Below are 24,022 nucleotides of genomic sequence, written 5' to 3'. Positions count from 1 at the left end.
CGCCGGCCGCATGTCGCCTGGCCGTTGACTTGTCGGCTGGCACAGCGCTCATTAAAGCGCGGGGCACAGCCCTTTCCCGGACAGGACGACACGATGACAAGGCTCACGGTGCAATCCGGCGATTTCTTGCAAGGTGAAGGCGAGTACCGCAATGGATCGCTCACGCTCAGGACCGCGCGCAGCCCTTCCCCCGGCGAGCGCATTTCGCTCACGCGCATCCAGGACCTTCGGCTCGCCAGTCTGGAGGCCAGCCGCAGCCTCAGCGGCGCCCTGGGCTGGGGCGTGGCCGGCGCCCTCGTGGCTGGGCCGGTCGGTCTGCTCGCAGGGCTCTGGCTCGGCGGCAAGGAAGAGCAAGCCACCTTCCTGGCCACCTTCAAGGACGGGCGCAAGCTGATGGCCGTTACCGACGGCAAGACCTGGTCGAAGCTCGACGATTCCTGGCGCAAACGGCAAAAAATGCCGGCCAGCTGAATCTTCCTCCCGCCCAATCGTTTCAGTCGCCAGGCGCCTGTGAAATGCAGGCGCCTGGCGCCTTCGTGCCTGCTACCATGGCGCCCTTTTGCCCGCCTACCACCTCGGCACGCCCGCTTTCAAGGAGCCCGCATGACCCCGCTTCGCCCCCGCCTGCCCCTCGGCCTGCTTGGCCTGGGCCTTGCCCTGCACAGCGCCCAGGGCCTGGCCGACGACAGCGTCACCCTGGCCCCGCTGCACGTGACGCAGGTAAAGGAAGACGAGGGCTACCAGGCAAGGGAGGCCCAGGTGGGCGGGTTCCAAACCGCGCCGCTGCTCGATACCCCCGCTTCGGTGAGCGTGTTCAGCCGCCAGCTGCTCGAAGACCGCCAGGTGCGCATGCTCAGCGAGGTGCTGCAAAGCGACGCTTCGGTTGGCGAAAGCTACGCCCCGGTCGGCTACTACGAGAACTTCAATGTGCGCGGCTTCGAGCTCAATGCCGCCAGCAGCTACCGGATCAACGGCCAGACCATTGCCGGCGAACAGAACGTGGCCCTGGAAAACAAGCAGCAGGTCGAGCTGCTCAAGGGCTTGTCGGGCCTGCAAAGCGGCGTGTCGGAGCCTGGCGGGTTGATCAACTACGTGACCAAGCGCCCCGAGGACGTGCGCAGCATCAGTGTGTCGAGCAACGAACAAGGCGAGCGTTACCTGGCCACCGACCTGGGTGGCTGGTTCGGCAGCGAGCGGCAGTTCGGCCTGCGTGCCAACCTGGCCCACGAGGACATCCGCTCCTACGTCGACCACGCCGACGGCAAGCGCGACTTCGCCTCCCTGGCCTTCGACTGGCAGATCAACCCCGATGCCACCTTGCAGCTGGATGTCGAATACCAGCATCGCGAGCAGTATTCAGTGCCCGGCTATCAGTTGCTCGGTGGCACCGAAGTGCCCCATGGCGTCGACCCCGACGACCACCTGGCCTACCAGCGCTGGGCCAAGCCGGTGCAGAACGACTCGCTGAACCTGGGCGGGAAGTTCGAGTATCGTTTCAGTGACGCCTGGAGCGGGACCCTCAGTGCGTCGCGCAGCAAGGTGGTGATCGATGACTACAGCTCATTTGCATGGGGCAGCGAGGATGGCTGGGTTCCGCATTTCAGCCCCGAAGGCGACTACGACATCTACGACTTCCGCAGCCCGGACGACACCCGACGCATCGACGAAGCACAGGCCATGCTCAATGGCCGCTTCGACGCTATGGGCGTGGGACATGAATTGACTGTCGGTACCAGTGCACAGCGTCGCACCCTCGACCAGCGCCCTTACTACAACATTGACGTCGGCAACGGCAACATCAATGAGGATGTTCCTGCCGTGCCACCGGCCACCGCGCCTGTCGGCTCCAGCGAACGTCGCCTCGACAGCCGCCAGTACGGCCTGTTCATCAGCGATAGGATCACCTTCAACGAGCACTGGCAGACCGTCATCGGCGCCCGCGAAGTGCGCCTGGACGAAAAGACCTGGGACGAGAACGGCGTTGCCGACCGCCATACCCAGCAATACCAGTTGCTGCCCAACGCCGCGCTGATCTACAAACCACAGCCGGACACCACCCTGTACGCCAGTTATTCGAAAGGTCTGTCCGCTGGTGGTACTGCGCCGTGGTTCGCCACCAATGCAGCTGAAATCCTCGCCCCTACCCTGTCCCGCCAGCTGGAACTGGGCATCAAGCACGACTGGCAAGGCATGAGCTTCAGCGCCGCGCTGTTCCAGATCCGCCAGGCCTACCAGTACGCACGCCCGGAGGGCGGCAATTTCACCTACGTGCAACAAGGCCAGCAGAAGAACACCGGCCTGGAGCTGGGCGCCAGCGGCTGGGTGACCTCGCGCCTGCAACTGCAAGCCAGCGCCGCGGCCATCCGCGCGCGGGTGCACAACAGCGGCACCGACGCCTACGAGGGCCACCAGGCCATCAACGTACCGCGCCTGCGCGCCGCGCTGCAGGCCGACTACAGCCTGCCTGTGCCTGGCCTGGCGCTACTTGGCGGGGTGCGCTACAGCGCCAGTAAGTACGCAAGCTCGGCGGGCAATGTGGAGGTAGGCGGCTATACCGTGTTCGATGTCGGCAGCCGGTACCGCACGCGTATCGGTGGGTACGACACCGTGTGGCGGCTGACGGTAGACAACGTCTTCGACAAGCGCTACTGGCGGGACGTCGGTGACTACCTGGGTGACAACTACCTGTTCCAGGGCGCGCCCCGGACGGCGCGGCTGTCGGCTTCGGTGAATTTCTAACGGATGTGTGGGGCTGCCTAGCAGCCCCCGCCTGCAGGAGCGGGCTTGCCCATGATGGGCCGCACAGCGCCCCGAAAAAACCCGGGGAAAACAAAAAGCCCCCGAGCTTCTCAGCGCGGGGGCTTCTTGTGGAATGTGGCGGTGAAGAAGGGATTTGAACCCTTGATACGATTTCTCGTATACACACTTTCCAGGCGTGCTCCTTCGACCACTCGGACACTTCACCGGATCTCTTCAAGCAGTTCAGCCTGTCGAGGCGCGCTAATTTAGTAGAAGCCTTTTCCTTTGGCAAGCATTTTTTTCAGAATTTTCATGTGCTTAAGCCTGCCGGCCAAAAAACAGGGGCTGCCAGGGCAATGCTGCCAATCTGCCCTGTGCTTTTGCATGCTCTTGCGGCTGTGCCCCGACAGGGCAAGGTGCGCGGCGCAGACGCTGACCGGCCAGTCAGCCTTGCCGCTTTACCTGGGCCGCAGCGCTGGGTAACGTCATCGCCACGTTATCCAAAGGACCCTGCCATGAGCGAGCTGATTACCTACCACGCCGAAGACGGCATCGCCACCCTGACCTTGAACAACGGCAAGGTCAACGCCATCTCGCCGGACGTCATCGCCGCCTTCAACGCCGCCCTGGATCGCGCCGTGGACGAGCGCGCCGTGGTGATCATCACCGGCCAGCCGGGCATCCTCTCCGGCGGCTACGACCTCAAGGTCATGACCTCGGGCCCCAAGGAGGCGGTCAGCCTGGTCACCGCCGGCTCCACCCTGGCCCGTCGCCTGCTCAGCCACCCCTTCCCGGTGATCGTCGCCTGCCCAGGCAACGCCGTGGCCAAGGGTGCCTTCCTGCTGCTGTCGGCCGACTACCGCATCGGCGTCGAAGGCCCCTACAAGATCTGCCTGAACGAAGTGCAGATCGGCATGACCATGCACCATGCCGGGATCGAGCTGGCACGTGACCGCCTGCGGCGTTCGGCCTTCCACCGTTCGGTGATCAATGCCGAAGTGTTCGACCCCCATGCCGCGGTGGACGCCGGCTTTCTCGACAAGGTGGTGCCGGCTGAACAACTGCAGGAAGCGGCGCTGGCAGCGGCGCGCGAATTGAAGAAGCTGAACATGCTGGCGCACAAGAACACCAAGCTCAAGGTGCGCAAGGGCCTGCTCGATGCCCTGGACGACGCCATCGCCCGGGACCAGCAGCACCTGGGCTGAGTCGCAGCCTTCTATCGCCGGCAAGCCGGCTCCCACAGGTACGGCAGCGCAGGGCAGGTGGGAGCCGGCTTGCCGGCGATGAAGCCAACACCGTCTGCCTGCCTCACCCAAGGTTTGCCCCAGACAGTGCACAGCCGTACACTGCGCGGCGACTGTCTGGTGTGAGTCGTATCATGCTCTATATGCTTCGCATGCTCCTTCTGGCGCTGCATTTCCTGTTCGTCGGCGTGGCAGGCCTGCTCATCGGCCTGTGCCGCCCGTTCAACCCCGACAACAGCCGCGTTTTCGCCCGCCTCTACAGCCTGCCTGCCGCCTGGCTGATGCGCATCAAGGTCAAGGCCGAGGTCGGCCCGCTGTGGGACCAGCCGCCTGGCTGTGTCATCGTCGCCAACCACCAGTCCAACTTCGACCTGTTCATCCTCGGCCAGGTGGTGCCCCGGCGCACGGTCGCCATCGGCAAGAAGAGCCTGGGCTGGATCCCGTTGTTCGGCCAGCTGTTCTGGCTCGGCGGCAACGTGCTGGTGGACCGCAAGAACGCCTACCAGGCGCGCAAGGCCATGCAGGTGACCACGCGCATCCTGCGCGACGACACGTCGATCTGGATCTTCCCCGAAGGCACCCGCAACCCGGGCGAGCAGTTGCTGGCGTTCAAGAAAGGCGCGTTTCACATGGCCGTCGAAGCCGGGGTGCCAATCGTGCCGGTATGCGTCAGCCGCTATACCCGGCGCCTGGGCCTGAACAGCTGGCGCCAGCGCACGGTGATCGTCCGCTCGCTGCCGCCCATCGCCACGGCGGGCATGAGCCAGCAGGACCTGCCGGCGCTGGTCGAGCAATGCCGTACGCAGATGCAGCAGTGCATCGACCGGATGGAAGGCGAGTTGGCGAACGGCTGAGGACCGCGCCGGGGCCATCGCGGGGCAAGCCCGCTCCCACACAGCCTGTGCACCTGTAGGAGGATGCATCCCTGTGGGAGCGGGCTTGTCCCGCAATGGCCCCGGCGCGGCAAAAGTTGCTCTATGGCCCTACACAGCCCAAGCTGTAGCGGGTGTTCAACCGAAGAAGCGGGTAACCATGGGGCGAGTCGTGGCGTCGGCGGTGTACAGCGCCGGCAGGAAGGTCACCAACATCAGCATCGACGAAGGCAGCGAATGGGCGCGCAAACCCGGGCACTTCGTCTGGATCGGCCTGGAAGAACCCAATGCCGAGGAGCTGGCCAACCTGCAGCGCCAGTTCGGCCTGCACGAACTGGCCATCGAGGACGCGCTGGAAAAGCACAGCCGGCCGAAGCTCGAGACCTTCGGCGATGCGTTGTTCATCGTCACCTATTCGCCGGTGCGCCATGAAGGCAAGCTGGAATTCATCGAAACGCACATCTTCGCCGGAGCCGGCTACATCATCACCTGCCGCAACGGCCACTCCAAATCCTACGCCTTGGTGCGCCAGCGCTGCGAAGCGCGCCCGCTCCTGCTCGAGCATGGCGAGGACTTCGTGCTCTATGCCCTGCTCGACTTCGTCACCGAGAACTACCAGCCGGTCAGCGAGGCCATCCACGGCGAGATCGAGGAACTCGAACAGAGCGTGCTCAGCAATTCGCTGCGCGAGGAGGACATCCAGCGCCTGCACAGCCTGCGCCGCGACATCCTGCGCCTACGCCGCTACGTCGCCCCCATGGTGGAGGTCAGCGAGGAACTGCAGCGCCTGAGCTTCCCGTTCATCGACAAGAACATGCGCCCGTATTTTCGCGACGTGCAGATCCATGTCACGCGGCAGATGGAAGACCTGTCCAGCATCCGTGACATCGCCAGCCAGACCATCGAGATCGGCATGCTGCTCGAAGCCTCGCGGCAGAGTATCGTGCAGCGCAAGTTCGCGGCCTGGGCGGCGATCCTGGCATTTCCCACGGCCATTGCCGGGATCTATGGGATGAACTTCGAGAACATGCCGGAGCTGGGGTGGCACTATGGATATTTCGGGGTGCTGGGGCTGATCGGGGTGGGCTGCACGGCGTTGTATGCCAGTTTCAAGCGGTCGGGCTGGCTGTAGGGGCTGCTAGGCAGCCCAATCGCCGGCAAGCCGGCTCCACCTGTCCTGCGCTGCTGTTATAGACACCGCTGAACCTGTGGGAGCCGGCTTGCCGGCGATTGGGCCCTGACAGCCAGGCACTTACGCCGCGTGTTCGCTGGCCTTGCCCGAGTGCCCGATGAAGCGCAGCATCCACTTGCCCACCAGATCCCCCTGGTGCTCCTGCGACAGGCTGGCGATGGCCCGCTGGTACACTTCATCCCCCAACACCTCCTGACGGGCATCGAGCAGGGCGCGGGAATAGTCGTGGACGAACTCAGGGTGCCCCTGGAAGCACAGCACTTGATCACGGATGTGGTAGGCCGCGTTGGGGCAGAAATCGCTCGAGGCGATCACCGTGGCGCCTTCCGGCAGTTCGGTCACCTGGTCCTGATGGCTGATCAGCAGGGTCAGCTCGGAGACCTCCGGGTCCATCCAGGGCGCATGGGCGGCCAGGGAGTAGCGGTGAATCCCCAAGCCCCAGCCCTGCTCAGCCCGCTCGGCCTTGCCGCCAAGCACCAACGCCAGCACCTGGTGGCCGAAACACACGCCCAGCAACTTCTCGCCACGTTCGTACAATTTGAGCAGGTACGCCTTGAGCGTCTGGATCCAGGGGTCCGAACCGAACGAGTCGGCCTTGCTGCCGGTCACCAGGTAGGCATCGAAGGTTTCCCCTTCAGGCGGGTACTCGCCGTTCATCACGTTGTACACGCGAAACTCGGCGGCGATGGGCTGACGCGAGAACAGCTGCTCGAACATCCTTCCGTAGCCCTGGTACTGCGCGGTCAGCTCCGGTCGCAGGACATCGGTTTCCAGGATGCAGATGCGTAACGACATAGGGATAGTCCTGAACGACGTGTGTGGGAATTTGCTGTAGAGACTGACGCGAAAGCCCAGTACAAGCAAGTAGGAAACTCTGACGAACGGTCACGAATTTCAAGCGGTTCGGCCCAGGGAGCGCAGCTGTCTAGCCAGAGCTTGCCAGCGAGCTGGCACATGGCCTCATAAGCGAAGTGAATCAATGGAAAAACCAATAGAACAAAGGGTTCTGAAACAGGGATGACGTACCCCCTACTGTTGGTTGTATATCCAGAAAAAAGAGGCATGCAGGACCGGCGTACCGCGTACGCCGTCGCGATCGACCCGAAGCGAGACAAGGAAGCCAAGGGCTATTCAGGAATAACAACAAGAAGGCGGTCCGCCATGATCAAACAACCAAAAGTACGCCAAGCTGGGCTCATTCTCTTCGCCACGACCTTGCTGCTCATCCTGCCGAACCTGACACGCTTGTTCGGATGAAAGCAGCCGTGGCCATTGCAGGCACCACACAGGTAATCTGCCACCCCTGACCGGTTGGAGATTGCCCATGCGTCGCTGCCTCGCCCTGCTGACACTCCTGTTCTGCCTGCCGCTGTCGGCGGCGCAATTGCACCTGGAACTCGGCGAACGCCCGCGCCAGTGGCAAAGCGATGAGCTGCTGGCCCACCCGCAGGCGCGGGATATCCGCATCGACCAGGACGTATCCTACAAGCGCCCGATGCACTACCGCGCCGTGCCGTTGAACGTGCTGCTCGCAGGCGTCACTGCAAACGAGCATTTGCAAGCCGTTGCCCTGGATGGCTTCGCCGCCGAGATGCCCGCCGGGCCCTTGCTGCAGAACGGCCCGGCGCGGGCGTGGCTGGCCGTGGAAGACCCGGCCAAGCCCTGGCCGGCCCTGGGCGACGGCAAGCCGAGCGCCGGGCCTTTTTACCTGGTATGGACCAACCCCCAGGCCAGCGGCATCCGCCCCGAACAGTGGCCGTTCCAGATCGCCACGATCCGCCGCCTGGCTCCGGTGCAGGCGCGCTTCCCTGCCCTGCTGCCCGACCCTGGCCTGCCGGCGGACGATCCAGTGCGCCACGGCTTCGCCCTGTTCCAGCAGAACTGCCTGGCCTGCCACCGGCTCAACGGCGCGGGTGACGCGCAGTTCGGCCCGGACCTGAACGTGCCCTACAACCCAACCGAGTATTTCCAGGCCGGCTTCCTGCGGCGCTATATCCGCGACCCGCAAAGCCTGCGGCAGTGGCCCCAGGCGCGGATGCCGGGGTTTGCGCCCAGCGTGCTGAACGACCAGGAGCTGGACGACCTGGTCGCCTACCTGGCGCATATGGCCAAGCGCAAGCCCTGAGGCCCCGCCTCTCTCATAGAACAACGCATGACCATTTGATTTGCGGCATCCTGTGGGAGCATTGGCCGCTTGTTCTCTACGCGACAGCGCAGCCCAAAGGGCTGGGTAATCTCCCACAAGGAGCCGCGAGGCGGTCAGGCCACCGGGCGCTCTTGCTTGACGCCCCAGCCTTCCACCTCGCCGCCAAACGGCGAGACCAGTTGCTCGAACGTCTCTTCGAAGGCACCGATTCCTCGGTAGGTGGCGTACATCACCTTGCTCAGTTCCAGGTGCCAGGCGCCGTCGTCCAGTTCGCAGACCTGCGCACTGACGGACTCTCCACGAAATTGCCGGGCCGCCCGCCGGGCGCCTGCCTCGTCGGGGAACACTGCGTAGAACTCGATCGGGTGGATACGGGTGAAATCGAAACCGCCATCTTTCATCTGGCGAAGGACACTGCTGCTGATATCGTCGTTCTGGCTGCTCATGAAACGTCCTCCTGCAATGCAATGGATAGACTTTCCGTGCACAACGCACCTGCTGGCACCAAGAGGTGCCCGGCAGATCGAGCTGATGCGAGACGCGAATGAAACCGACCAAGGTCCGCAGAAAAGACCCAGGCCTCGTCTGAGCGTAGTGCCTGCTGGCCACCGACGCCAGCGCAGCCGCTCAGGACAATGGGTTGATGCCGGTGATGGACACGCCGCTCTGTTCCTTGAGCCAGCGTACCGTGGGAGAAGGACTGCGGTCCTGGAAGTCGTTCAGGTCCAGCTCATCGATCACCGGGAACAGGTGCGAACGGATCAGCCGTGCGGCCTCCTCGTCGCTGGGGCAGTGCTCGCCGTTGTACAGCAGTGAGTTCTGTACGCCGTTCTGGTCGACGAAGGTGACTTCCCACTCTTTCATTGAATCGCCCTCTCAATCAAAGAAACCAGGATGTGCTGCCTGTAACCTTGACCGTGGGCTGGGGGATTTGTTCAGTCCGCAGGGTTGGCGGGAGTGGTTGGCAGGATCGGCCCTATCGCCGGCAAGCCGGCTCCTACCTGCCCTGCACTGTTTTCAGAGACCGCGCAGTAGTGGTGGGAGATTCTATGGTTGTGGGCAAGCATTTTTAGCTGTTCTGGTGACGTATTCGCCCTGGCTCTTCAGTAGGGCGAATGCGACTCTGGCGAGCTTTCTGGCCAAGATCACCAGGGCCTCAGTAGTGGCCTTACCCTTGCCCCTATGGTGTGCATAAACGTCTTTCCAGACCGCTGATCGACTAGCTGACATGGCCGCATTGTGCAAAAGGCGTCGTATCTCAGAACAACCCCGTTTGGTGAGCCGCCGACGGCCAGTTTTTTGCCCGGAGTCAGAGATTTGCAAGTCCATGCCCAAGAAAGCGATGAATGAATCACCATTCTTGAAATCCCCCCGGATAAACGCTGTCACCAACCCCACAGCGGTCAAAAATCCGATGCCTTCTATCTTTTGGCAACGGGCGACCTGCTCGCTTAATCCTGCTTCGCGTACCAACTCCTTGAGCTTTTTCTGAAGCAGTACATCGAGTTTCTCCATGCTCTTGGCAAAGGATTTGAACACGGTCTCAAGGCTTCTCTCATTGGACCAGCTTTGCGTCAAGGCGGTGCGTGCCGAGACCAGCGAGGCGCGGCGACGCAGAAGGCTCTGGAGCTTGCCGTAGACGGCTGGAGGTGGGCTCCAAGGACGTAGTCCACTGCCTTCGCGGGAAAGATAGCGAGAGAGTAGATAAGCGTCAGAGGCGTCCGTCTTCACCCGACCACCGACGCTCTTTCGATAGTTACTGAGCTGGAAGCCATCGACCACGTAGACTTCAAAGCCTTTTTCATAAGCCATCTCCACCAGGTCGAGATGGTAGGTATTCGTTGCTTCGACGCAGATAGCGGTATTGGCGGGTTGTTGTCCCAGCCATTTCTTGATTTCGGGTTTGGTATTTTTCAGCGAGGACTGTTCATCACGGTCTTCGAAATGGACAACCAATTCGACTTTGGCCACATCCACACCAATGATGAATTGGCTTACCTGCATTGCCATTGGCCACACTCCCACGTATGGTTTTTCTGCTTGGAGGGGTTTTCACCAAGAGGCGCTGGCTTGCTTCTATCGTCGCTTGCAAACGATGCATTCTTTATCGGCGCTTTGGTGAAGGGGTGGGGCGATGTCTCCCACGGTCTGTACTGCGGCTAACAGTCAGAATCGGCTTTTTCGTCCCACCACCCCTTCAAGTATCACCATACAAGCCGGCTTGCCGGCGATGGGGCCGCCTTGCGGCCCGCTTGCGCTTACTTCGGTGTGCCGTGAACCACGCCCGCGGTATTGTCCAGCAGGCTCTTGGTCGCCGTCTGGATATAGGCCTCGAGGTTCTTCAGCAACGCAGGCTGCTCCGGGCTCTCGATCAGCTCGGCCTTGAACTCGCGGCCCAGCTGGTAGCGATACAGGCGCGGGGTCATGTCCTTGGACTCGATCAGGATACGATCGCCCTGCACGATCCCGACGATCTGCTCGCTGCCCGACGGCTTGATGATGCCCACGCCCTGGTCACCCTCAGGCAGGTTGAGCAGGTCGCGGCCCCAGCACTGGTGACGGGTCTGGCCACCCAGGCGGCCCATGATGGTCGGCACGATGTCGACCTGGGTGCCCACGGTGTGGTTGACCGCACCGAACTTCTCCTGGATGCCGGGGGCGATCAGCAGCAACGGTACGTTGAAGCGGCCCAGGTCCAGCTCGGTGACCTGCTGGTGGTTGCCGAAACCGTGGTCGCCGACGATCACGAACAGGGTGTCCTTGAAGTACGGCTCCTTGCGCGCCTTCTCGAAGAACTGGCCCAGGGCCCAGTCGGAGTAGCGCATGGCGGTCAGGTGTTCGTCCAGGCGGCCCTGGCCGGTCACCTTCTCCACCGGCAGGTCCTTGGGCAGCGCGTACGGCGTGTGGTTGGACAGCGTCTGCAGCAATGCGTAGATCGGCTTCTTGCCGTCGTGCTTGGCCAATTCTTCGTTGCCGCGGTCGAACATGTCCTGGTCGGACACGCCCCAGGTCGGGTCGGAGAACACCGGGTTGACGAAGTCGTTACGGCCGATGAAGGTGGTCATGCCCTGGTTGCCGAAGAAACCGGACTGGTTGTCCCAGGCGAAATCGCCGTTGTAGACGTACACGTCGTCGTAGTCACGGCCACTGAGCAATGCCGGCAGGCCAGACAGCTTGTGGCCGCCCTCCGGGGTCTGCATCAGGTATTCGAAGCCCGGCAGGTTGGGGAAGCAGGCCATGGTGGCGAACATGCCCTGGTGGGTATGGGTGCCGTTGGAGAAGAAGTGGTCGAACAGCAGCCCCTCCTTGGCCAGCTTGTCGAAATACGGGGTGATGTTGTTGGGGCTGCCCAGGGCGCCCACCGAATGGCCGGCGAAGCTCTCCATGAGGATCACCACCACGTTCTTGACCGGCAGGGTGCGGTCGGCCGCTGGCACGAAGTCGCGGCGGATGGCGGCTTCGTCGGCGTCGACCAGGGTGTCGTTGGGGGTCAGCAGCAGGTCACGCACGCTCTGGGTGGCCACGCCCTGTTCGAGCACGGGCTTCCAGATATTGGCGCGGTCTTCGCCGAAACGGCTCTTGGCGGCGTCGATCAGGGTCAGGGTGCCGTTCAGGCCAAGCTGGTTGACGAAGTTGGAGTCGGTGGTGAAGGCGTCGCCCCAACGCATCGGCGGGCCCTGGCGCAGGGTGCCACGGGCGGCGACCACGGCCACCAACAGGATCACCATGAACACCGCCACGCGCTGGTACCAGGGCGCGACGCTGCGCGAGCCGGCTGCAGTGGTGCTGCCGGTGCCGCGGGTCAGGCGGTCGATGCCCTTGAACAGCAGGCTCAGCAACCAGGTGCCGAACAGCCAGGCCAGCAGGTAGCGCACCACCGGGAAGCCGTACCAGAGCATGCTCATGACGGTCTTGGGGTCTTCCTTGATGTACTGGAACACCAGGCCGTTCAGGCGCTGGTGGAACTCGCGGTAGAAGTCCAGTTCCATCAGGCCGAGGAACATCACCAGGCTCGAGGCCAGGGTCAGCCACAGGCGGAAGAAGCCGCGCCGGGCCATGGCCCAGGGGCTGAGCAGCGCCAGCAGCAGCGGGATGCTGATGTACACCACCACGCGCAGGTCGAAGCGCAGGCCGTTGAGGAAGCCTTCGGCGACGGTGGCGTATGGCGTGTCGCCGATCATGTCGCTGTTGTAGACCAGCAGTGCCAGGCGGACCAGGCTGAGCATCAGCATGATCACCAGAGCGCTGAGCAGCGTGTAGGCGAGGTGCGATTTGAGGGTCGGCGCGAACGAAGCCGGCACGGCCCGTTGCTTCAAGGCATCCGTGTTAGCCATGAATGGGGGGATCCTAGGATTGCGGGTTTGCGGAAAAGGCGAAGACGCCCTGCTACCTGAAGGGCCCGGCCATCCAGCACGGCAATTGGGCCAACGCAGCATTGTGCGGCGCGGATTTTCGATAATCCAGTGTGAAAATTTTGTCACGGGGCGGGTTGTGTGCTGCCTGTAACGGCCCAATCGCCGGCAAGCCGGCTCCCACCTGTCCTGTGCTGTTTCGAAACACACCGCCGAACCTGTGGGAGCCGGCTTGCCGGCGATTGGGCCGGAACAGCCAATGCGGACCGTTGCCGCCTACATCGGCTATCAGAACCGCAGGTTGCCCCGCGGCCCGGCGATGGCCCAGATGATCAGCCCGATCACCGGCAGCAAGGCGATCAGCAACACCCAGAGGATCTTGATGCCAACCTCGGCCCCGCTCTTGAGCACATGAAGAATCGCCCAGATATCCAGCGCCAGGATGATCAGCCCGACCAGGCCATTGAATGTGGACCCCATGCGCACGCTCCTGCCAAAGGTGATTGCCGCCAAGCATAGTCGGCTATTACGTCGATAGAAGGGAATCCTTGGGCGCTGGCATCGGTCACTGGGTAGACTGCCAGCAACGGATTTACCTCGAGGTTCGCATGCCACCCGCCCAGTCCCCCACTACCGCACCCGTCTCACTGTTCAGCGCCTGGCGCCAACAAGCCACCACTGCCCCTTGGCTCAGTGCCGGGCTGGGCCTGAGCCTGCTGGCGGTGCTCGCCCTGCTCTCGGCCAGCCTGTGGAATGCCGTCCAGGGTGACCATGCCAACAACCTGCACCTGGCGGTGCTGGGCGGCCTTTCCGGGTTCGGCGCCACCGCTCTGGGCGCGGTGCTGGCAGTGGTGCTGCGCGATGTCAGCGCACGCAGCCAGGACGTGATGCTGGGGTTTGCCGCCGGCATGATGCTCGCGGCCAGCTCCTTTTCGCTGATCCTGCCTGGCCTGGACGCCGCCCGGGAAATCACCGGCAACGGCCCGGCTGCGGCTTTTACCGTGGTGCTGGGCATGGGCCTGGGTGTGTTGCTGATGCTGGGCCTCGACCGCTTCACCCCCCATGAGCATGAAAGCACCGGCCCGTGCGGCCCGGAAGCGGAACGGATCAGCCGGGTCTGGCTGTTCGTGCTGGCCATCACCCTGCACAACCTGCCCGAAGGCATGGCCATCGGGGTGAGCTTCGCCAACGGCGACATGAACATCGGCCTGCCGCTGACCAGTGCCATCGCCATCCAGGACATCCCCGAAGGCCTGGCCGTGGCTTTGGCACTGCGTGCCACCGGGCTTTCCAACGTGAAGGCGGCGCTGGTGGCGATCGGCTCCGGCCTGATGGAGCCACTGGGCGCGGTGATCGGCCTGGGCATTTCCACCGGCTTCGCCCTCGCCTACCCGATCAGCATGGGGTTGGCGGCCGGGGCGATGATCTTCGTGGTGTCCCACGAGGTAATTCCCGAAACCCACCGCAACGGGCACCAGACCGCGGCGACCCTGGGGCTGATGGGCGGGTTCGGGGTGATGATGTTTCTCGATACCGCGTTGGGGTGAGATTTTGGGGCTGCTTTGCAGCCCTTTCGCGGCACAAGGCCGCTCCTACAGGCATTCGTGATCCCCTGTAGGAGCAGCCTTGTGCCGCGAAAGGGCCGCAAAGCGGCCCCATTCATTGTCAGACGTGCACCGCGACGCGCAACGCCTCCAGCGCCGGCTCCACCTTGATGCCCAACGCCCCGCCCAGCTCCAGCACCCGCGCCAGGTCGTTCTGCCCGACCATCACCATCTGCAGCTCGTCATCGAGCAACTGGCTGAAGTTGAGCAGCACGTAGCCACCCGCTTCCTTGTTCATGGCGGCCATCTGCACCTGGATGCGGTTGAGCGCGGTCAGCGCCTCGGTGCGCGCCAGTTGCTTGGGCTTGAGGGTGAACGGCACGCTCTTGTCGAACGAATCGGTGATGCGCTCGAACAGCTCCTGGTAGCTGTCGGCCTGGAACAGCACGGTATCGGGCAGGCTGCCGAGCACTACCCACTCGCCCAGGGGGATGGGGAAGGTGTCGTCGTAGTTGATGTCCGGGTTGGCGGCCAGGAAGGCGGCCGGGTCGGCATAGGCCTGGGCGGCTTCGTCGGCGATGCGCTCGATGTCTTGTTCGCGCATGCAGCCGGCGCCGATGAGGCTGATGAATTCGAGCAACTGGTTTTTCATGAGGGGGCCTGCGGCTTGCGAAAAAGTCGCCAAGGATAGCCGCAAATGCCCCCGGAGGGTTAGCCGGCCAGCGCCTGCAGGCGTGCGGCGGTGTCGACGGCGCCCATGGTCTGGGCAGCGGCCAGGGCGGTGGCGCCACGGGCATCCTGGCGAGCCGGATCGGCGCCCTGGGCCAGCAGGAAGTCGAGGATCTCGACACGGTTGAACATCGCCGCCAGCATCAGCGCGGTACGCCCGTCCTCAGCGGCGGCATCCACCGGTACGCCGTGCTCGAGCATCAGGCGGATCATCGCCAGGTCGCCCTTGAACGCGGCACCGGCGATCGGCAATTGGCCGTTGTCGTTGGCGATCAGCGGGTCGGCGCCATGGGCCAGCAATACCTTCACCGCGTCATGGTGCCCGTGGTAGCTGGCGAGCATCAGCAAGGTGTCCCCCTTGTGGTTGCGCAGGTTGGCCGGCAGGCCGCTGTGCAGCAGGCGTTCGAGCATCTGCGCATCGCCCCGGCGGGCGCGTTCGAAGACTTCTTCAGCGAACGCAGCGGTTTCGTCGTCAGTCATGGCGATGGGTTGTCGGTCGGACATCGGGAACCTCCTGGCATAGTCGAGCGCCCAAGTGTTCGTCAGGCAATGCCGGGCGGTCAAAGGTTCAGAATCTATAGGGCCAAGAGGCAAACCCTATGACCCTTGCAAAATGCACTGTGCAAAATGCACGACCTTGCACAATGCACGGTCACTTCACTGCAATTGATCAGCAAACCGTTGATTTTAAATGGAATTTTCAGCGACCTGTGCCTGGCACGGTCGCTGCAACCCTCAACTCCAGAGTCTGCAAAACACAACAGTCAGGAGTTGAGATATGGACCTCATCCAGGAAAAATTCGCCTCGGTCTTCTCCGCCTACAAGGTCGAAACCCAACCGCGTCCCGATGGCGGTATCCAGCTGAACCTGCGTGCCGCCGACGGCAAGGTCACCCGCCGGGTGCTGTCGTACGCGCAGCTGCACAGCGCGGAGCAATTGTCCTGGGCGATCAGTGCCATTCGCCGTGACTTGGCCGAACAGGCCAGCGAGTTGCCGGTGATCTCGATGTTGCAGAGCCAGCAGCGCTTTGCCTTGCCGACCTATCGGTAAGCACGGAAAGTCCAATCGCCGGCAAGCCGGCTCCCACCGGTCCTGCGCTGTTTCATAGACATCGCCATACCTGTGGGAGCCGGCTTGCCGGCGATTGGCTTTAGAGCTCACCCATTCCAGCAAATGCCCGGGCCGAAATATCGCCGGTATACCGCGCCTGCACGCCCTGCTCGCTGCCGAACAGGCGCAAGGCCAGGCAGAACGGATTGTCGCCCAGGTCGAACCAACGACGGGCACCGGCCGGCACCACCAGCACATCGCCCTTCTCGCACAGCACCGCATACACCTGGTCGCCCATCCGCAGGCTGAGCTGCGCACGGCCGGTGACGACTGCGAACACTTCCTCGGCCTCATGCACATGCTCATCACGCAGGTCGGCCTCGGCCGGGGCCTGGCCATCGCGATCGAGCAGGCTGAACGCCACACTGCCATATTCGGTCATCAGCTCATCGAGCAACCCACGGCTCTCGGCCAACACCTCGTCGCGGCTGGTGCCCGGGCGGATGCGTAGCTCATGGGGCCGACGGACGAAGCGCACGCCTTGCTCGGCCAGGGTCGCGGCGATGTCGTCATGGTGGGTCAGCACCTTGTTCGGCACCTCGGGGCTGGATGTGTGGAAAACGCTGAGAATGCTCATCAGGGGCTGTTCCTGGTTTCTTTCGAACAAAGGGCAATGATAACGGCTGCGGCCAAGGCTGCGAGGCTGGCCATACCAAAGGTGAAGGCCGGGCCCAGCAGTTTCCAGCTGTAGCCCGAATAAAGCGCGCCCAAGGCACCGCCGGTACCGGACAAGGCCGCATACAGCGCCTGGCCCTGCCCTTGCTGGCGCGCGCCGAAGCTGCCCTGGACGAAGGCGATGGCGGCGGCATGGAAGCAGCCGAAGGTGGCCGCGTGCAGCACCTGGGCCACGACCAGCACCGCCGGAATGTCGGCCAGGGTGCCCAGCAGCAGCCAGCGCAGCGCCGCCAAGAGGAAGCTGGCCAGCAGCACGCGGCGCACGCTGATGCGCGCGAAGATCCGGCTCATGGCCATGAACACCAGCACTTCGGCGACCACCCCCAGCGCCCATAACAGGCCGATGGCGCCACGGGTATAACCCAGGTGCTCCAGGTGCAGGGTCAGGAAGGTGTAGTAAGGGCCGTGGCTGAGTTGCATCAGCGCGACGCAGGCATAGAACGCCAGCACCCCTGGCGCCGCCAGTTGACGCAGGAAGCCCCCCGCCCCCTTGCGCTCGGCCTGTTCCACCGGCTGGGCATTGGGCACCCAGAGGCTGGCGAGGAAGATGCCAGCCATGATCGCCACCAGCGCCACCGGGTAGATGTCCAGGCTCAGCCACTCGAACAGCCGGCCCAGGCCGACCACGGTGAGGATGAAACCGATCGAGCCCCACAGGCGCACCTGGCTGTAGCGGGCGGTCTGGCCGTGCAGATGGGCCAGGGTGATCACTTCGAACTGGGGCAGCACCGCATGCCAGAAGAAGGCATGCAGGGCCATCACCAGTGCCAGCCAGGCGTAGCTCTGGTCGACGAAGATCAGCGAGAAGGTCGCCAGGGTCGACAACGCCCCCAGGCGCACGATGACCAAGCGCTGGCCGCTGCGGTCACCCAGCCAGCCCCACAGGTTGGGGGCGATGCAACGCATCAGCATGGGAATGGCCACCAGCTCGCCGATGCGAGCCGGGGAGAAGCCCAGGTGGTCGAAGTACAGCGCCAGAAACGGGGCGGTGGAACCAAGCAGGGCGAAATAGAAGAGGTAGAAACTGGACAGGCGCCAGTATGGGATCGGGGGCATGGTTGACCTTGTGAGGTCCCTGTGCCGGCTCAATCGCGGGACAAGCCCGCTCCTACAAGGGCTGCGGAGAACCTGTGGGAGCGGGCTTGCCCCGCGATTGGGCCGGTTCAGGCAACCTGTGCCTGACTGACGAACACCGTTCTCAGAGCTGGCCCAGCACCGGGGTGTTCACCTTCACGTCGGCGTTCTGTGCTCGGTGACGCAGCAGGTGGTCCATCAGCACGATGGCCATCATCGCCTCGGCGATAGGCGTGGCGCGGATGCCCACGCACGGGTCGTGACGGCCCTTGGTGACCACCTCCACCGGGTTGCCCTCGATATCGATGGAGCGCCCGGGCACGGTGATGCTGGAGGTCGGCTTGAGCGCCAGGTGGGCGACGATCGGCTGGCCAGAGGAAATGCCGCCGAGGATGCCGCCGGCGTTGTTGCTGAGGAAGCCTTGCGGAGTCAGCTCGTCACGGTGCTCGGTGCCGCGTTGGGCGACACTGGCGAAGCCCGCACCGATTTCCACGCCCTTGACCGCGTTGATGCTCATCAGCGCATGGGCAAGCTCGGCATCCAGGCGGTCGAAGATCGGCTCGCCCAGGCCCGGCATCACGCCTTCAGCGACCACGGTGATCTTGGCGCCGACCGAGTCCTGGTCACGGCGCAGCTGGTCCATGTAGGCCTCCAGCTCCGGCACCTTGTCTGGGTCGGGGCTGAAGAAGGCATTGTGCTCCACCGAGTCCCAGCTCTTGAACGGGATTTCGATCGGGCCCAGCTGGCTCATGTAGCCGCGCACGCGGATGCCCTGGGTGGCCAGGTACTTCTTGGCGATGGCGCCGGCAGCCACGCGCATGGCAGTCTCGCGGGCCGAGCTGCGGCCACCACCGCGGTAGTCGCGCAGGCCGTACTTGTGGTGGTAGGTGTAGTCGGCGTGGGCCGGGCGGAACAGGTCCTTGATCGCCGAGTAGTCCTTGGACTTCTGGTCGGTGTTGCGGATCAGAAGGCCGATCGAGCAGCCGGTGGTGCGGCCTTCGAACACGCCCGAGAGAATCTCCACTTCGTCCGCTTCCTGGCGCTGGGTGGTGTGCCGGCTGGTGCCCGGCTTGCGCCGGTCGAGGTCATGCTGCAGGTCGCCCAGGGTGATTTCCAGGCCTGGCGGGCACCCATCGACAATGGCGACCAACGCCGGGCCGTGGCTTTCGCCAGCGGTGGTGACAGTGAACAGCTTGCCGTAGGTATTGCCGGACATGGGCGCTCCGCGAATCTGCCTGAATTTGAAGGAGGCAGGCAGTATACGGAAAACTCCGCTGGATAGGTTGCCTGTACTGGCCCAATCGCGGGGCAAGCCCGCTCCCACAGGTTTACCGCAGCGCTTGTAGGAGCGGGCTTGCCCCGCGATTAGGCCAGTACAGGCGAACACCGAACCAGAACCTTCCGCCAAGCCCCCGGTCCAACCGACATCCCTCCAAGTAGTAGCCCAATGATGTTGCGCCTCGCCGCCCTCCTCCTGCTGCTGTGCACCAGCCTCGCCCAGGCCGCCGCCCCCACTGTCCTGCAACGCCCCATCGACCTGGACACCGGCCAGGGCGTGCTCCATGGCAGCCTGTTGCTGCCCCAGGAGCAGACGCCGCCACCGGTGGTGCTGATCGTCGCCGGCTCCGGCCCCACCGACCGCAATGGCAACAACCCCGCCAGCGGCCGCCTGGACAACCTCAAGCGCCTGGCCCTGCTGCTGGCCGGCGAGCACATCGCCAGCGTGCGCTTCGACAAGCGCGGCGTGGCCGCCAGCCAGCCGGCCACCCCCGACGAGCGCGACCTCAGCGTCGAGCGCTACGTAGCCGATGTCGTGGCCTGGAGCCGAATGCTCAAGGCTGACCCGCGCTTCGGCCCGTTGATCCTGCTCGGCCACAGCGAAGGTGCGCTGATCGCCAGCCTGGCTGCCGAACAGGCCGGCGCCAGCGCGGTGATCACCGTGGCCGGCAGCGGCAGGCCGGTGGCGGACGTGCTGCGCGAACAGCTGGCCCAGCGCCTGCCGCCTGCGCAACTGGCGCAGGGCAATGCCGTGATCGACCGCCTACAGGCCGGGCAGACCACCCTCGACGTGCCCGCACCGCTGCGCGAGGTGTTCCGCCCGAGCGTGCAGCCGTACCTGATCTCATTGTTGCGCCAGGACCCGGCGGCGGCCTTCGCCCGCCTGCCGATGCCGGCACTGATCCTCCAGGGCCGCAACGACGTGCAGGTGGAGGTGGCCGACGCCGAGCGCCTCAAGGCGGCCAAGCCCGATGCGCAGTTGGTGGTGATCGACGGCATGAACCACATGCTGCGCATCAGCCCTCGGGACATGAGCCAGCAGCGTGACAGCTACCGCAACCCAGCGCTGCCGCTGGCCCGGGAGCTGGGGGAACGGATCGTCGCGTTCGTTCGCCAGGTGGCACGGGAGTAGATCGGGCTCAGGAAGTCGTTTTCGCTGCCGATAACGGGGGTTATCGAGGCGGTGCTTCGGGGCCGCATTGCGGCCCTTTCGCGGCACAAGGCCGCTCCTACAGAAGGATCGCTGCGCCTGTAGGCGCGGCCTTGTGCCGCGAAAGGGCTGCCCAGCAGCCCCGTATCCCGCCCACCGTGCATTCGAGGACACCCCTGATGACCGACGCCCCCGCCGCCGTTGAGGCGGACGAAGAGCCACAAGCCCCTGAAAGCGCCCCGCTGCCCTGGGAAGACCTGGCCCCGGAACACTTCCAGCTGCTGCGCCTGGCGCCGCTGCCCACCGAACGCACCAGCGGCGCGCGGCCGCTGCGCTTCGTCGAATTTGGCCATGCCGAACGCCACAGCAAGGAACACAGCCTGTTGCGCCTGGTGATCCGCCTGCCTGGGCAGAAGGTGCGCAAGGAACAGAACCACCTGGACATCCGTGTCGACCACGAGCAGCACCTGGTGCGCATCGGCGACGACAGCGGGCTGCAGCTCGAGCCGCTGAACCGCGGCCTGGGCCGCTTCCTGCTCGGCCAGGCGGTGCAATGGCTGCAGCGGCGCTGGTCGCATTACCAAGTCCAAGGCATGAGCCTACCGAGCAAGGACGCCCTCAACGAAGACAGCCGCCTGCGTCGTGATCACGTGCTGCGCGGCGCGGGCCTGGACGTGGAATACGCCGACGGGCAACTGCTCAAGGCGCGAATCGTGGAGACCCCGGTGGGGCAGCTCAAAGGCAGCTGGAACGGCGAGAAGGTGCAGCGCGTCGACATCCTCGAAGCGGCGGGCATGTTGCAGCAGGCCGAACAGCAGTTGCTGGAGAAGGAAGCACAACTGCGCGAGCGCGATGAGCGGGTGGCCAAGTACCGGCGCGAGGACAGCGGGCTGCGCTTTACCATCACCTGCCTGGTGGCGTTCGCGGTGTTCCAGGCCGGGTTGTTGATCTGGATCGCTACGCGCTGAGCGTGTACGGGGGCCGCTTTGCGGCCCTTTCGCGGCACAAGGCCGCTCCTACAGAAGATCGCATTCCCTTGTAGGAGCGGCCTTGTGCCGCGAAAGGGCTGCAAGGCAGCCCCACTTCATCACACCCTGGAGCGGAACAGCTCCCGATGCTGCCGGCACTGCTCGGCCGTCAGCATGAACACGCCATGCCCGCCACGCTCGAACTCCAGCCAGGCGAAGTCCACCTCGGGGTACAACGCCTCCACATGCACCTGGCTGTTGCCCACCTCGACGATCAACAGCCCCTTCTCGGTCAGGTGGTCGGCCGCCTCGGCGAGCATGCGCCGCACCAGGTCCAGGCCGTCGTTGCCGCAAGCCAGGCCCAGCTCGGGTTCGTGGTGGTACTCGGCCGGCATGTCGGCGAAGTCTTCGGCATCGACATACGGCGGGTTGGACAGGATCAGGTCGAAACGCTGCCCCGGCAGCCCGGCGAAGCCATCGCCCTGCACGGTATAGACCCGCTCTTCCAAGCCATGGCGCTCGATGTTCTGGTTGGCCACCTCCAACGCCTCGAAGGACAGGTCGGCCAACACCACTTCAGCCTCGGGGAACACGTCGGCGGCGACGATGCCGATGCACCCGGAGCCGGTGCACAGGTCGAGGATGCGCGCCGGCTCGGCCGCCAGCCAGGGCTCCAAGCGCTTCTCGAGCAGCTCACCGATGGGCGAACGAGGCACCAGCACACGCTCATCGACCAGGAACGACATACCGCAGAACCACGCCTCGCCCAGCAGGTAGGCCGTTGGCACGCGGTCTTCGATACGGCGCTTGAGCAGATGCTGCAGGCGCACCCGCTCGTCATCTTCCAACTGGCAATCCAGGTAGCTGTCGGCCACTTCCCACGGCAGGTGCACGGCACCCAGCACCAACAGGCGGGCTTCGTCCCAGGCGTTGTCGGCACCGTGGCCGAAGAACAACTCGTGCTCATGGAAGCGGCTGACCGCCCAGCGGATATGGTCGCGCAGGGTGCGCAGACGGGATGTGATCACGGGGGACTCCTTTTCAGACAGTACAAAAGTCTAACAGCCCGCCGCCGCAAATGTTCCCCCGGAATCCTCCGCCGGTAGCCAGAAGCCAGTAACCATGCCGCCTGCAATGTCAACCATTCACATTGTCGCCGTTGCAGGGGAGAATAGGTATACAAAAGCCCTACCCAAGGAGCCCTTGATGTCCGTTCCAACCACGATGTTCCGCCTCAGCGGCCGCGACTACCCGCCGGCCAAGCTGGGCCAAGCCAGCCTGATCATCATCGATGCGCAAAAGGAGTACCTCAGCGGTCCCCTGGCGCTGTCGGGCATGGACGAGGCCGTGGCCAACATCGCCCGGTTGCTCGACGCCGCACGCAAAGCCGGCCGTCCGATCATCCATGTCCGCCACCTGGGCACCGTCGGCGGCCTGTTCGACCCCCAGGGCGCCCGCGGCGAGTTCATCCCGGGCCTTGAGCCGCGCGAAGGCGAAATCGTCATCGAAAAGCGCATGCCCAACGCGTTCAAGAACACCAAGCTGCACGAGACGCTGCAGGAGCTGGGCCACCTGGACCTGATCGTCTGCGGCTTCATGAGCCACTCCAGCGTCAGCACCACCGTACGCCGCGCCAAGGACTATGGTTATCGTTGCACCCTGGTCGAGGATGCCTCCACCACCCGCGACCTGGCCTTCAAGGACACGGTCATCCCGGCCGCACAGATCCACCAGTGCGAAATGGCCGTGATGGCCGACAACTTCGCCTGCGTCGCCCCGACCGCCAGCCTGATCTGAGGCGGAACCCAAGGGCCGACCCGAGGTCGAATTCCGGATACCCACAGAGGACATCGGAATGAAGCTCAAAGGCAGTTTCGACGCCAAGCGCCTGCGCCAGCGCGAGCCGCGCAACTGGGGCGCGCGCCTGGCGGCCGGCCTGTCCGCCCTGGTGGCGACCCTGGGCATCCTCTTGGCCATGGCCGGCATTGCCGGCCTGTTGGGCAACTACGACGCCCTGGCCGAACTCAATGCCAACCGCCCCCTGGCCGTGACGCTCACGGTCGGCGGGCTGGTGCTGCTGTACCTGGGCGTGCGTTTCTGGCGCCGCAGCCGTATCCGCCTGCGCCGGGGGCATGGGCTGAACCTGGCGCCGCACCTGATGAAAAAGCACGACTGACGGTGTGATCACCGGCATCCCCTGTAGGAGCGGCCTTGTGCCGCGAAAGGGCCGCGGCGCGGCCCAACGTTTTGTGCAATGGCCCAGATCCTGGGGCCGCTTCGCAGCCCTTTCGCGGCACAAGGCCGCTCCTACATACAAGCGCTTTCGCGTACACTACGCCGCCCACGTGGAGGCAGCATGCAAGACGACGATTTTTCCCTGTTCCGGGCCGAGATCCGCGGCGTGAAACCGATCAAGCACGACCGCGCCGATGTCGGCAAGCCCAAGGCCGACCGCAAGCAGCTGGCCGGCCTGCGCCAGGCCGCGACGGTGCGCAGCGACCAGCCCTTGGTGATCGACGGCCTGTCCGACCAATTCGTCATCGATGTGGGCGCCGAGGACGAGCTGATGTGGCGTCGCGACGGTGTGCAGGAAAGCCAGATCCGCAAGCTCAAGCTCGGCCAGATCGCCTTCGAGGGCAGCCTCGACCTGCACGGCATGACCGTGGAGCGAGCCCGCGAGACGCTCTGGGACTTCATCGCCGAAGCCACCAAGCTGGAAGTGCGCTGCGTACGCGTCACCCATGGCAAGGCCGCGCGCCTGGATGGCAAGCGCCCGATGATCAAGAGCCACGTCAACACCTGGCTGCGCCAGCACCCGCAGGTGCTCGGCTTCGCCTCCTGCCAGCCCCGCCACGGCGGCACGGGCGCGGTGTACGTGATGCTCAAGCGGACCATGCTCGAAGGCCGCGACGAGTGACGCCGCGCTTGCAGCATGGCCCTGGCCGCCG

25 protein-coding genes and 1 tRNA gene are annotated in these 24,022 nt (G+C 64.4%); 13 read left to right on the top strand and 13 right to left on the bottom strand.

Annotated elements, in window-relative coordinates; genetic code table 11:
- Positions 1-93: 93 nt before the first annotated feature.
- Together ACXHGZ_RS05425 and ACXHGZ_RS05420 are read left to right on the top strand one after the other, a co-directional pair.
- Entirely contained in the window at positions 94-471 is a 378-nt protein-coding gene (locus tag ACXHGZ_RS05425; RefSeq protein ID WP_480462770.1) for a hypothetical protein, read from the top strand.
- A 132-nt stretch (positions 472-603) separates the two neighbouring features.
- Complete coding sequence (locus ACXHGZ_RS05420; protein ID WP_480462768.1) at positions 604-2,739, top strand: TonB-dependent siderophore receptor; 2,136 nt, start codon at positions 604-606, stop codon at positions 2,737-2,739.
- A gap of 136 nt (positions 2,740-2,875) precedes the next feature.
- On the opposite strand, the gene ACXHGZ_RS05415 is transcribed toward ACXHGZ_RS05420, so the two are convergent.
- Positions 2,876-2,965: transfer RNA gene (locus tag ACXHGZ_RS05415), tRNA-Ser, on the bottom strand.
- A 289-nt stretch (positions 2,966-3,254) separates the two neighbouring features.
- On the opposite strand from ACXHGZ_RS05415, the gene ACXHGZ_RS05410 reads away from it, so the two are divergent.
- From ACXHGZ_RS05410 to ACXHGZ_RS05400, 3 genes are all read left to right on the top strand, one after another.
- Positions 3,255-3,944: a crotonase/enoyl-CoA hydratase family protein gene (locus ACXHGZ_RS05410; protein WP_084854973.1), complete on the top strand. Its 690-nt coding sequence runs from the start codon at positions 3,255-3,257 to the stop codon at positions 3,942-3,944.
- A 173-nt stretch (positions 3,945-4,117) separates the two neighbouring features.
- Entirely contained in the window at positions 4,118-4,837 is a 720-nt protein-coding gene (locus tag ACXHGZ_RS05405) for a lysophospholipid acyltransferase family protein (protein ID WP_480462766.1), read from the top strand.
- Positions 4,838-5,015: 178 nt separating this feature from the next.
- Positions 5,016-5,987: a magnesium and cobalt transport protein CorA gene (locus tag ACXHGZ_RS05400; RefSeq protein WP_084854971.1), complete on the top strand. Its 972-nt coding sequence runs from the start codon at positions 5,016-5,018 to the stop codon at positions 5,985-5,987.
- 120 nt (positions 5,988-6,107) lie between these two features.
- Here ACXHGZ_RS05400 and ACXHGZ_RS05395 read toward each other — a convergent pair whose 3' ends face one another.
- Positions 6,108-6,842 carry an amidotransferase gene (locus ACXHGZ_RS05395; RefSeq protein ID WP_416767716.1) on the bottom strand — a complete coding sequence of 245 codons (735 nt, stop codon included), beginning with the start codon at positions 6,840-6,842 and terminating at the stop codon, positions 6,108-6,110.
- A 529-nt stretch (positions 6,843-7,371) separates the two neighbouring features.
- Here ACXHGZ_RS05395 and ACXHGZ_RS05390 point away from each other — a divergent pair.
- Positions 7,372-8,172, top strand: coding sequence for a cytochrome c (locus ACXHGZ_RS05390; protein ID WP_480462764.1), 801 nt, complete (start codon positions 7,372-7,374; stop codon positions 8,170-8,172).
- Between the two features lie 134 nt (positions 8,173-8,306).
- Here the strand turns inward: ACXHGZ_RS05390 and ACXHGZ_RS05385 are convergent, their stop codons facing one another.
- The 5 genes from ACXHGZ_RS05385 to ACXHGZ_RS05365 form a co-directional block, all read right to left on the bottom strand.
- On the bottom strand, positions 8,307-8,639 hold the full coding sequence (locus ACXHGZ_RS05385; RefSeq protein ID WP_224458350.1) for a ribonuclease E inhibitor RraB: 333 nt from the start codon (positions 8,637-8,639) through the stop codon (positions 8,307-8,309).
- Positions 8,640-8,820: 181 nt separating this feature from the next.
- Positions 8,821-9,057, bottom strand: coding sequence for a hypothetical protein (locus tag ACXHGZ_RS05380; protein WP_480462763.1), 237 nt, complete (start codon positions 9,055-9,057; stop codon positions 8,821-8,823).
- A gap of 183 nt (positions 9,058-9,240) precedes the next feature.
- Entirely contained in the window at positions 9,241-10,203 is a 963-nt protein-coding gene (locus ACXHGZ_RS05375; protein ID WP_480459995.1) for an IS110 family transposase, read from the bottom strand.
- 248 nt (positions 10,204-10,451) lie between these two features.
- Positions 10,452-12,527, bottom strand: coding sequence for an LTA synthase family protein (locus ACXHGZ_RS05370; RefSeq protein WP_480462761.1), 2,076 nt, complete (start codon positions 12,525-12,527; stop codon positions 10,452-10,454).
- Between the two features lie 306 nt (positions 12,528-12,833).
- Positions 12,834-13,025, bottom strand: a complete 192-nt coding sequence (locus ACXHGZ_RS05365) for a PLDc N-terminal domain-containing protein (RefSeq protein ID WP_084854964.1) — start codon at positions 13,023-13,025, stop codon at positions 12,834-12,836.
- Between the two features lie 128 nt (positions 13,026-13,153).
- Here ACXHGZ_RS05365 and ACXHGZ_RS05360 point away from each other — a divergent pair, with 128 nt between their 5' ends.
- Positions 13,154-14,092, top strand: coding sequence for a ZIP family metal transporter (locus tag ACXHGZ_RS05360; RefSeq protein ID WP_480462759.1), 939 nt, complete (start codon positions 13,154-13,156; stop codon positions 14,090-14,092).
- A gap of 118 nt (positions 14,093-14,210) precedes the next feature.
- Here the strand turns inward: ACXHGZ_RS05360 and ACXHGZ_RS05355 are convergent, their stop codons facing one another.
- On the bottom strand, positions 14,211-14,741 hold the full coding sequence (locus tag ACXHGZ_RS05355; protein ID WP_480462757.1) for a hypothetical protein: 531 nt from the start codon (positions 14,739-14,741) through the stop codon (positions 14,211-14,213).
- A gap of 59 nt (positions 14,742-14,800) precedes the next feature.
- Positions 14,801-15,322, bottom strand: a complete 522-nt coding sequence (locus tag ACXHGZ_RS05350) for an ankyrin repeat domain-containing protein (protein WP_084854961.1) — start codon at positions 15,320-15,322, stop codon at positions 14,801-14,803.
- Positions 15,323-15,596: 274 nt separating this feature from the next.
- Between ACXHGZ_RS05350 and ACXHGZ_RS05345 the strand changes: the two genes are divergently transcribed.
- A complete protein-coding gene (locus ACXHGZ_RS05345) occupies positions 15,597-15,869 on the top strand; it encodes a DUF3509 domain-containing protein (protein WP_224458345.1) in 273 nt (90 codons plus the stop codon).
- Positions 15,870-15,969: 100 nt separating this feature from the next.
- Here ACXHGZ_RS05345 and ACXHGZ_RS05340 read toward each other — a convergent pair whose 3' ends face one another.
- The 3 genes from ACXHGZ_RS05340 to aroC form a co-directional block, all read right to left on the bottom strand.
- The gene (locus ACXHGZ_RS05340; protein WP_480462755.1) at positions 15,970-16,506 is read right to left on the bottom strand and encodes an oxidase; all 537 of its coding nucleotides are present in this window, start codon (positions 16,504-16,506) and stop codon (positions 15,970-15,972) included.
- The gene (locus ACXHGZ_RS05335) at positions 16,506-17,660 is read right to left on the bottom strand and encodes an MFS transporter (protein ID WP_480462754.1); all 1,155 of its coding nucleotides are present in this window, start codon (positions 17,658-17,660) and stop codon (positions 16,506-16,508) included. Before ACXHGZ_RS05335 ends, ACXHGZ_RS05340 begins: the two co-directional genes overlap by 1 nt.
- Positions 17,661-17,802: 142 nt before the next feature.
- A complete protein-coding gene (aroC, locus tag ACXHGZ_RS05330; RefSeq protein ID WP_084854957.1) occupies positions 17,803-18,894 on the bottom strand; it encodes a chorismate synthase in 1,092 nt (363 codons plus the stop codon).
- Between the two features lie 231 nt (positions 18,895-19,125).
- Between aroC and ACXHGZ_RS05325 the strand changes: the two genes are divergently transcribed.
- Entirely contained in the window at positions 19,126-20,088 is a 963-nt protein-coding gene (locus ACXHGZ_RS05325) for an alpha/beta hydrolase (RefSeq protein ID WP_480462752.1), read from the top strand.
- 197 nt (positions 20,089-20,285) lie between these two features.
- On the top strand, positions 20,286-21,074 hold the full coding sequence (locus ACXHGZ_RS05320) for a hypothetical protein (protein WP_480462750.1): 789 nt from the start codon (positions 20,286-20,288) through the stop codon (positions 21,072-21,074).
- A 119-nt stretch (positions 21,075-21,193) separates the two neighbouring features.
- Here ACXHGZ_RS05320 and prmB read toward each other — a convergent pair whose 3' ends face one another.
- The gene (gene prmB, locus ACXHGZ_RS05315; RefSeq protein WP_465001842.1) at positions 21,194-22,102 is read right to left on the bottom strand and encodes a 50S ribosomal protein L3 N(5)-glutamine methyltransferase; all 909 of its coding nucleotides are present in this window, start codon (positions 22,100-22,102) and stop codon (positions 21,194-21,196) included.
- A gap of 178 nt (positions 22,103-22,280) precedes the next feature.
- Here prmB and ACXHGZ_RS05310 point away from each other — a divergent pair, with 178 nt between their 5' ends.
- The 3 genes from ACXHGZ_RS05310 (at position 22,281) to ACXHGZ_RS05300 (ending at position 23,991) form a co-directional block, all read left to right on the top strand.
- Entirely contained in the window at positions 22,281-22,871 is a 591-nt protein-coding gene (locus ACXHGZ_RS05310) for a cysteine hydrolase family protein (protein WP_084854953.1), read from the top strand.
- A 58-nt stretch (positions 22,872-22,929) separates the two neighbouring features.
- A complete protein-coding gene (locus ACXHGZ_RS05305) occupies positions 22,930-23,250 on the top strand; it encodes a hypothetical protein (RefSeq protein WP_084854952.1) in 321 nt (106 codons plus the stop codon).
- Between the two features lie 180 nt (positions 23,251-23,430).
- Positions 23,431-23,991: a Smr/MutS family protein gene (locus ACXHGZ_RS05300; protein WP_084854951.1), complete on the top strand. Its 561-nt coding sequence runs from the start codon at positions 23,431-23,433 to the stop codon at positions 23,989-23,991.
- The last annotated feature ends 31 nt before the right edge of the window (positions 23,992-24,022 follow it).

The organism is Pseudomonas shiyinii (assembly GCF_056725765.1).
This window is presented reverse-complemented; position numbering and strand designations above follow the sequence as displayed.

Coding starts and splice junctions, on each gene's coding strand:
- ACXHGZ_RS05325 (WP_480462752.1), top strand. CDS start 19,126: ATGATGTTGCGCCTCGCCGCCCTCCTCCTGCTGCTGTGCACCAGCCTC.
- ACXHGZ_RS05355 (WP_480462757.1), bottom strand. CDS start 14,741: ATGAAAAACCAGTTGCTCGAATTCATCAGCCTCATCGGCGCCGGCTGC.
- ACXHGZ_RS05365 (WP_084854964.1), bottom strand. CDS start 13,025: ATGGGGTCCACATTCAATGGCCTGGTCGGGCTGATCATCCTGGCGCTG.
- ACXHGZ_RS05305 (WP_084854952.1), top strand. CDS start 22,930: ATGAAGCTCAAAGGCAGTTTCGACGCCAAGCGCCTGCGCCAGCGCGAG.
- ACXHGZ_RS05385 (WP_224458350.1), bottom strand. CDS start 8,639: ATGAGCAGCCAGAACGACGATATCAGCAGCAGTGTCCTTCGCCAGATG.
- ACXHGZ_RS05390 (WP_480462764.1), top strand. CDS start 7,372: ATGCGTCGCTGCCTCGCCCTGCTGACACTCCTGTTCTGCCTGCCGCTG.
- ACXHGZ_RS05340 (WP_480462755.1), bottom strand. CDS start 16,506: ATGAGCATTCTCAGCGTTTTCCACACATCCAGCCCCGAGGTGCCGAAC.
- ACXHGZ_RS05360 (WP_480462759.1), top strand. CDS start 13,154: ATGCCACCCGCCCAGTCCCCCACTACCGCACCCGTCTCACTGTTCAGC.
- aroC (WP_084854957.1), bottom strand. CDS start 18,894: ATGTCCGGCAATACCTACGGCAAGCTGTTCACTGTCACCACCGCTGGC.
- ACXHGZ_RS05395 (WP_416767716.1), bottom strand. CDS start 6,842: ATGTCGTTACGCATCTGCATCCTGGAAACCGATGTCCTGCGACCGGAG.
- ACXHGZ_RS05300 (WP_084854951.1), top strand. CDS start 23,431: ATGCAAGACGACGATTTTTCCCTGTTCCGGGCCGAGATCCGCGGCGTG.
- ACXHGZ_RS05420 (WP_480462768.1), top strand. CDS start 604: ATGACCCCGCTTCGCCCCCGCCTGCCCCTCGGCCTGCTTGGCCTGGGC.
- ACXHGZ_RS05405 (WP_480462766.1), top strand. CDS start 4,118: ATGCTCTATATGCTTCGCATGCTCCTTCTGGCGCTGCATTTCCTGTTC.
- ACXHGZ_RS05310 (WP_084854953.1), top strand. CDS start 22,281: ATGTCCGTTCCAACCACGATGTTCCGCCTCAGCGGCCGCGACTACCCG.
- ACXHGZ_RS05370 (WP_480462761.1), bottom strand. CDS start 12,527: ATGGCTAACACGGATGCCTTGAAGCAACGGGCCGTGCCGGCTTCGTTC.
- ACXHGZ_RS05375 (WP_480459995.1), bottom strand. CDS start 10,203: ATGGCAATGCAGGTAAGCCAATTCATCATTGGTGTGGATGTGGCCAAA.
- ACXHGZ_RS05410 (WP_084854973.1), top strand. CDS start 3,255: ATGAGCGAGCTGATTACCTACCACGCCGAAGACGGCATCGCCACCCTG.
- ACXHGZ_RS05400 (WP_084854971.1), top strand. CDS start 5,016: ATGGGGCGAGTCGTGGCGTCGGCGGTGTACAGCGCCGGCAGGAAGGTC.
- ACXHGZ_RS05425 (WP_480462770.1), top strand. CDS start 94: ATGACAAGGCTCACGGTGCAATCCGGCGATTTCTTGCAAGGTGAAGGC.
- ACXHGZ_RS05320 (WP_480462750.1), top strand. CDS start 20,286: ATGACCGACGCCCCCGCCGCCGTTGAGGCGGACGAAGAGCCACAAGCC.
- ACXHGZ_RS05345 (WP_224458345.1), top strand. CDS start 15,597: ATGGACCTCATCCAGGAAAAATTCGCCTCGGTCTTCTCCGCCTACAAG.
- ACXHGZ_RS05350 (WP_084854961.1), bottom strand. CDS start 15,322: ATGTCCGACCGACAACCCATCGCCATGACTGACGACGAAACCGCTGCG.
- ACXHGZ_RS05335 (WP_480462754.1), bottom strand. CDS start 17,660: ATGCCCCCGATCCCATACTGGCGCCTGTCCAGTTTCTACCTCTTCTAT.
- ACXHGZ_RS05380 (WP_480462763.1), bottom strand. CDS start 9,057: ATGAAAGAGTGGGAAGTCACCTTCGTCGACCAGAACGGCGTACAGAAC.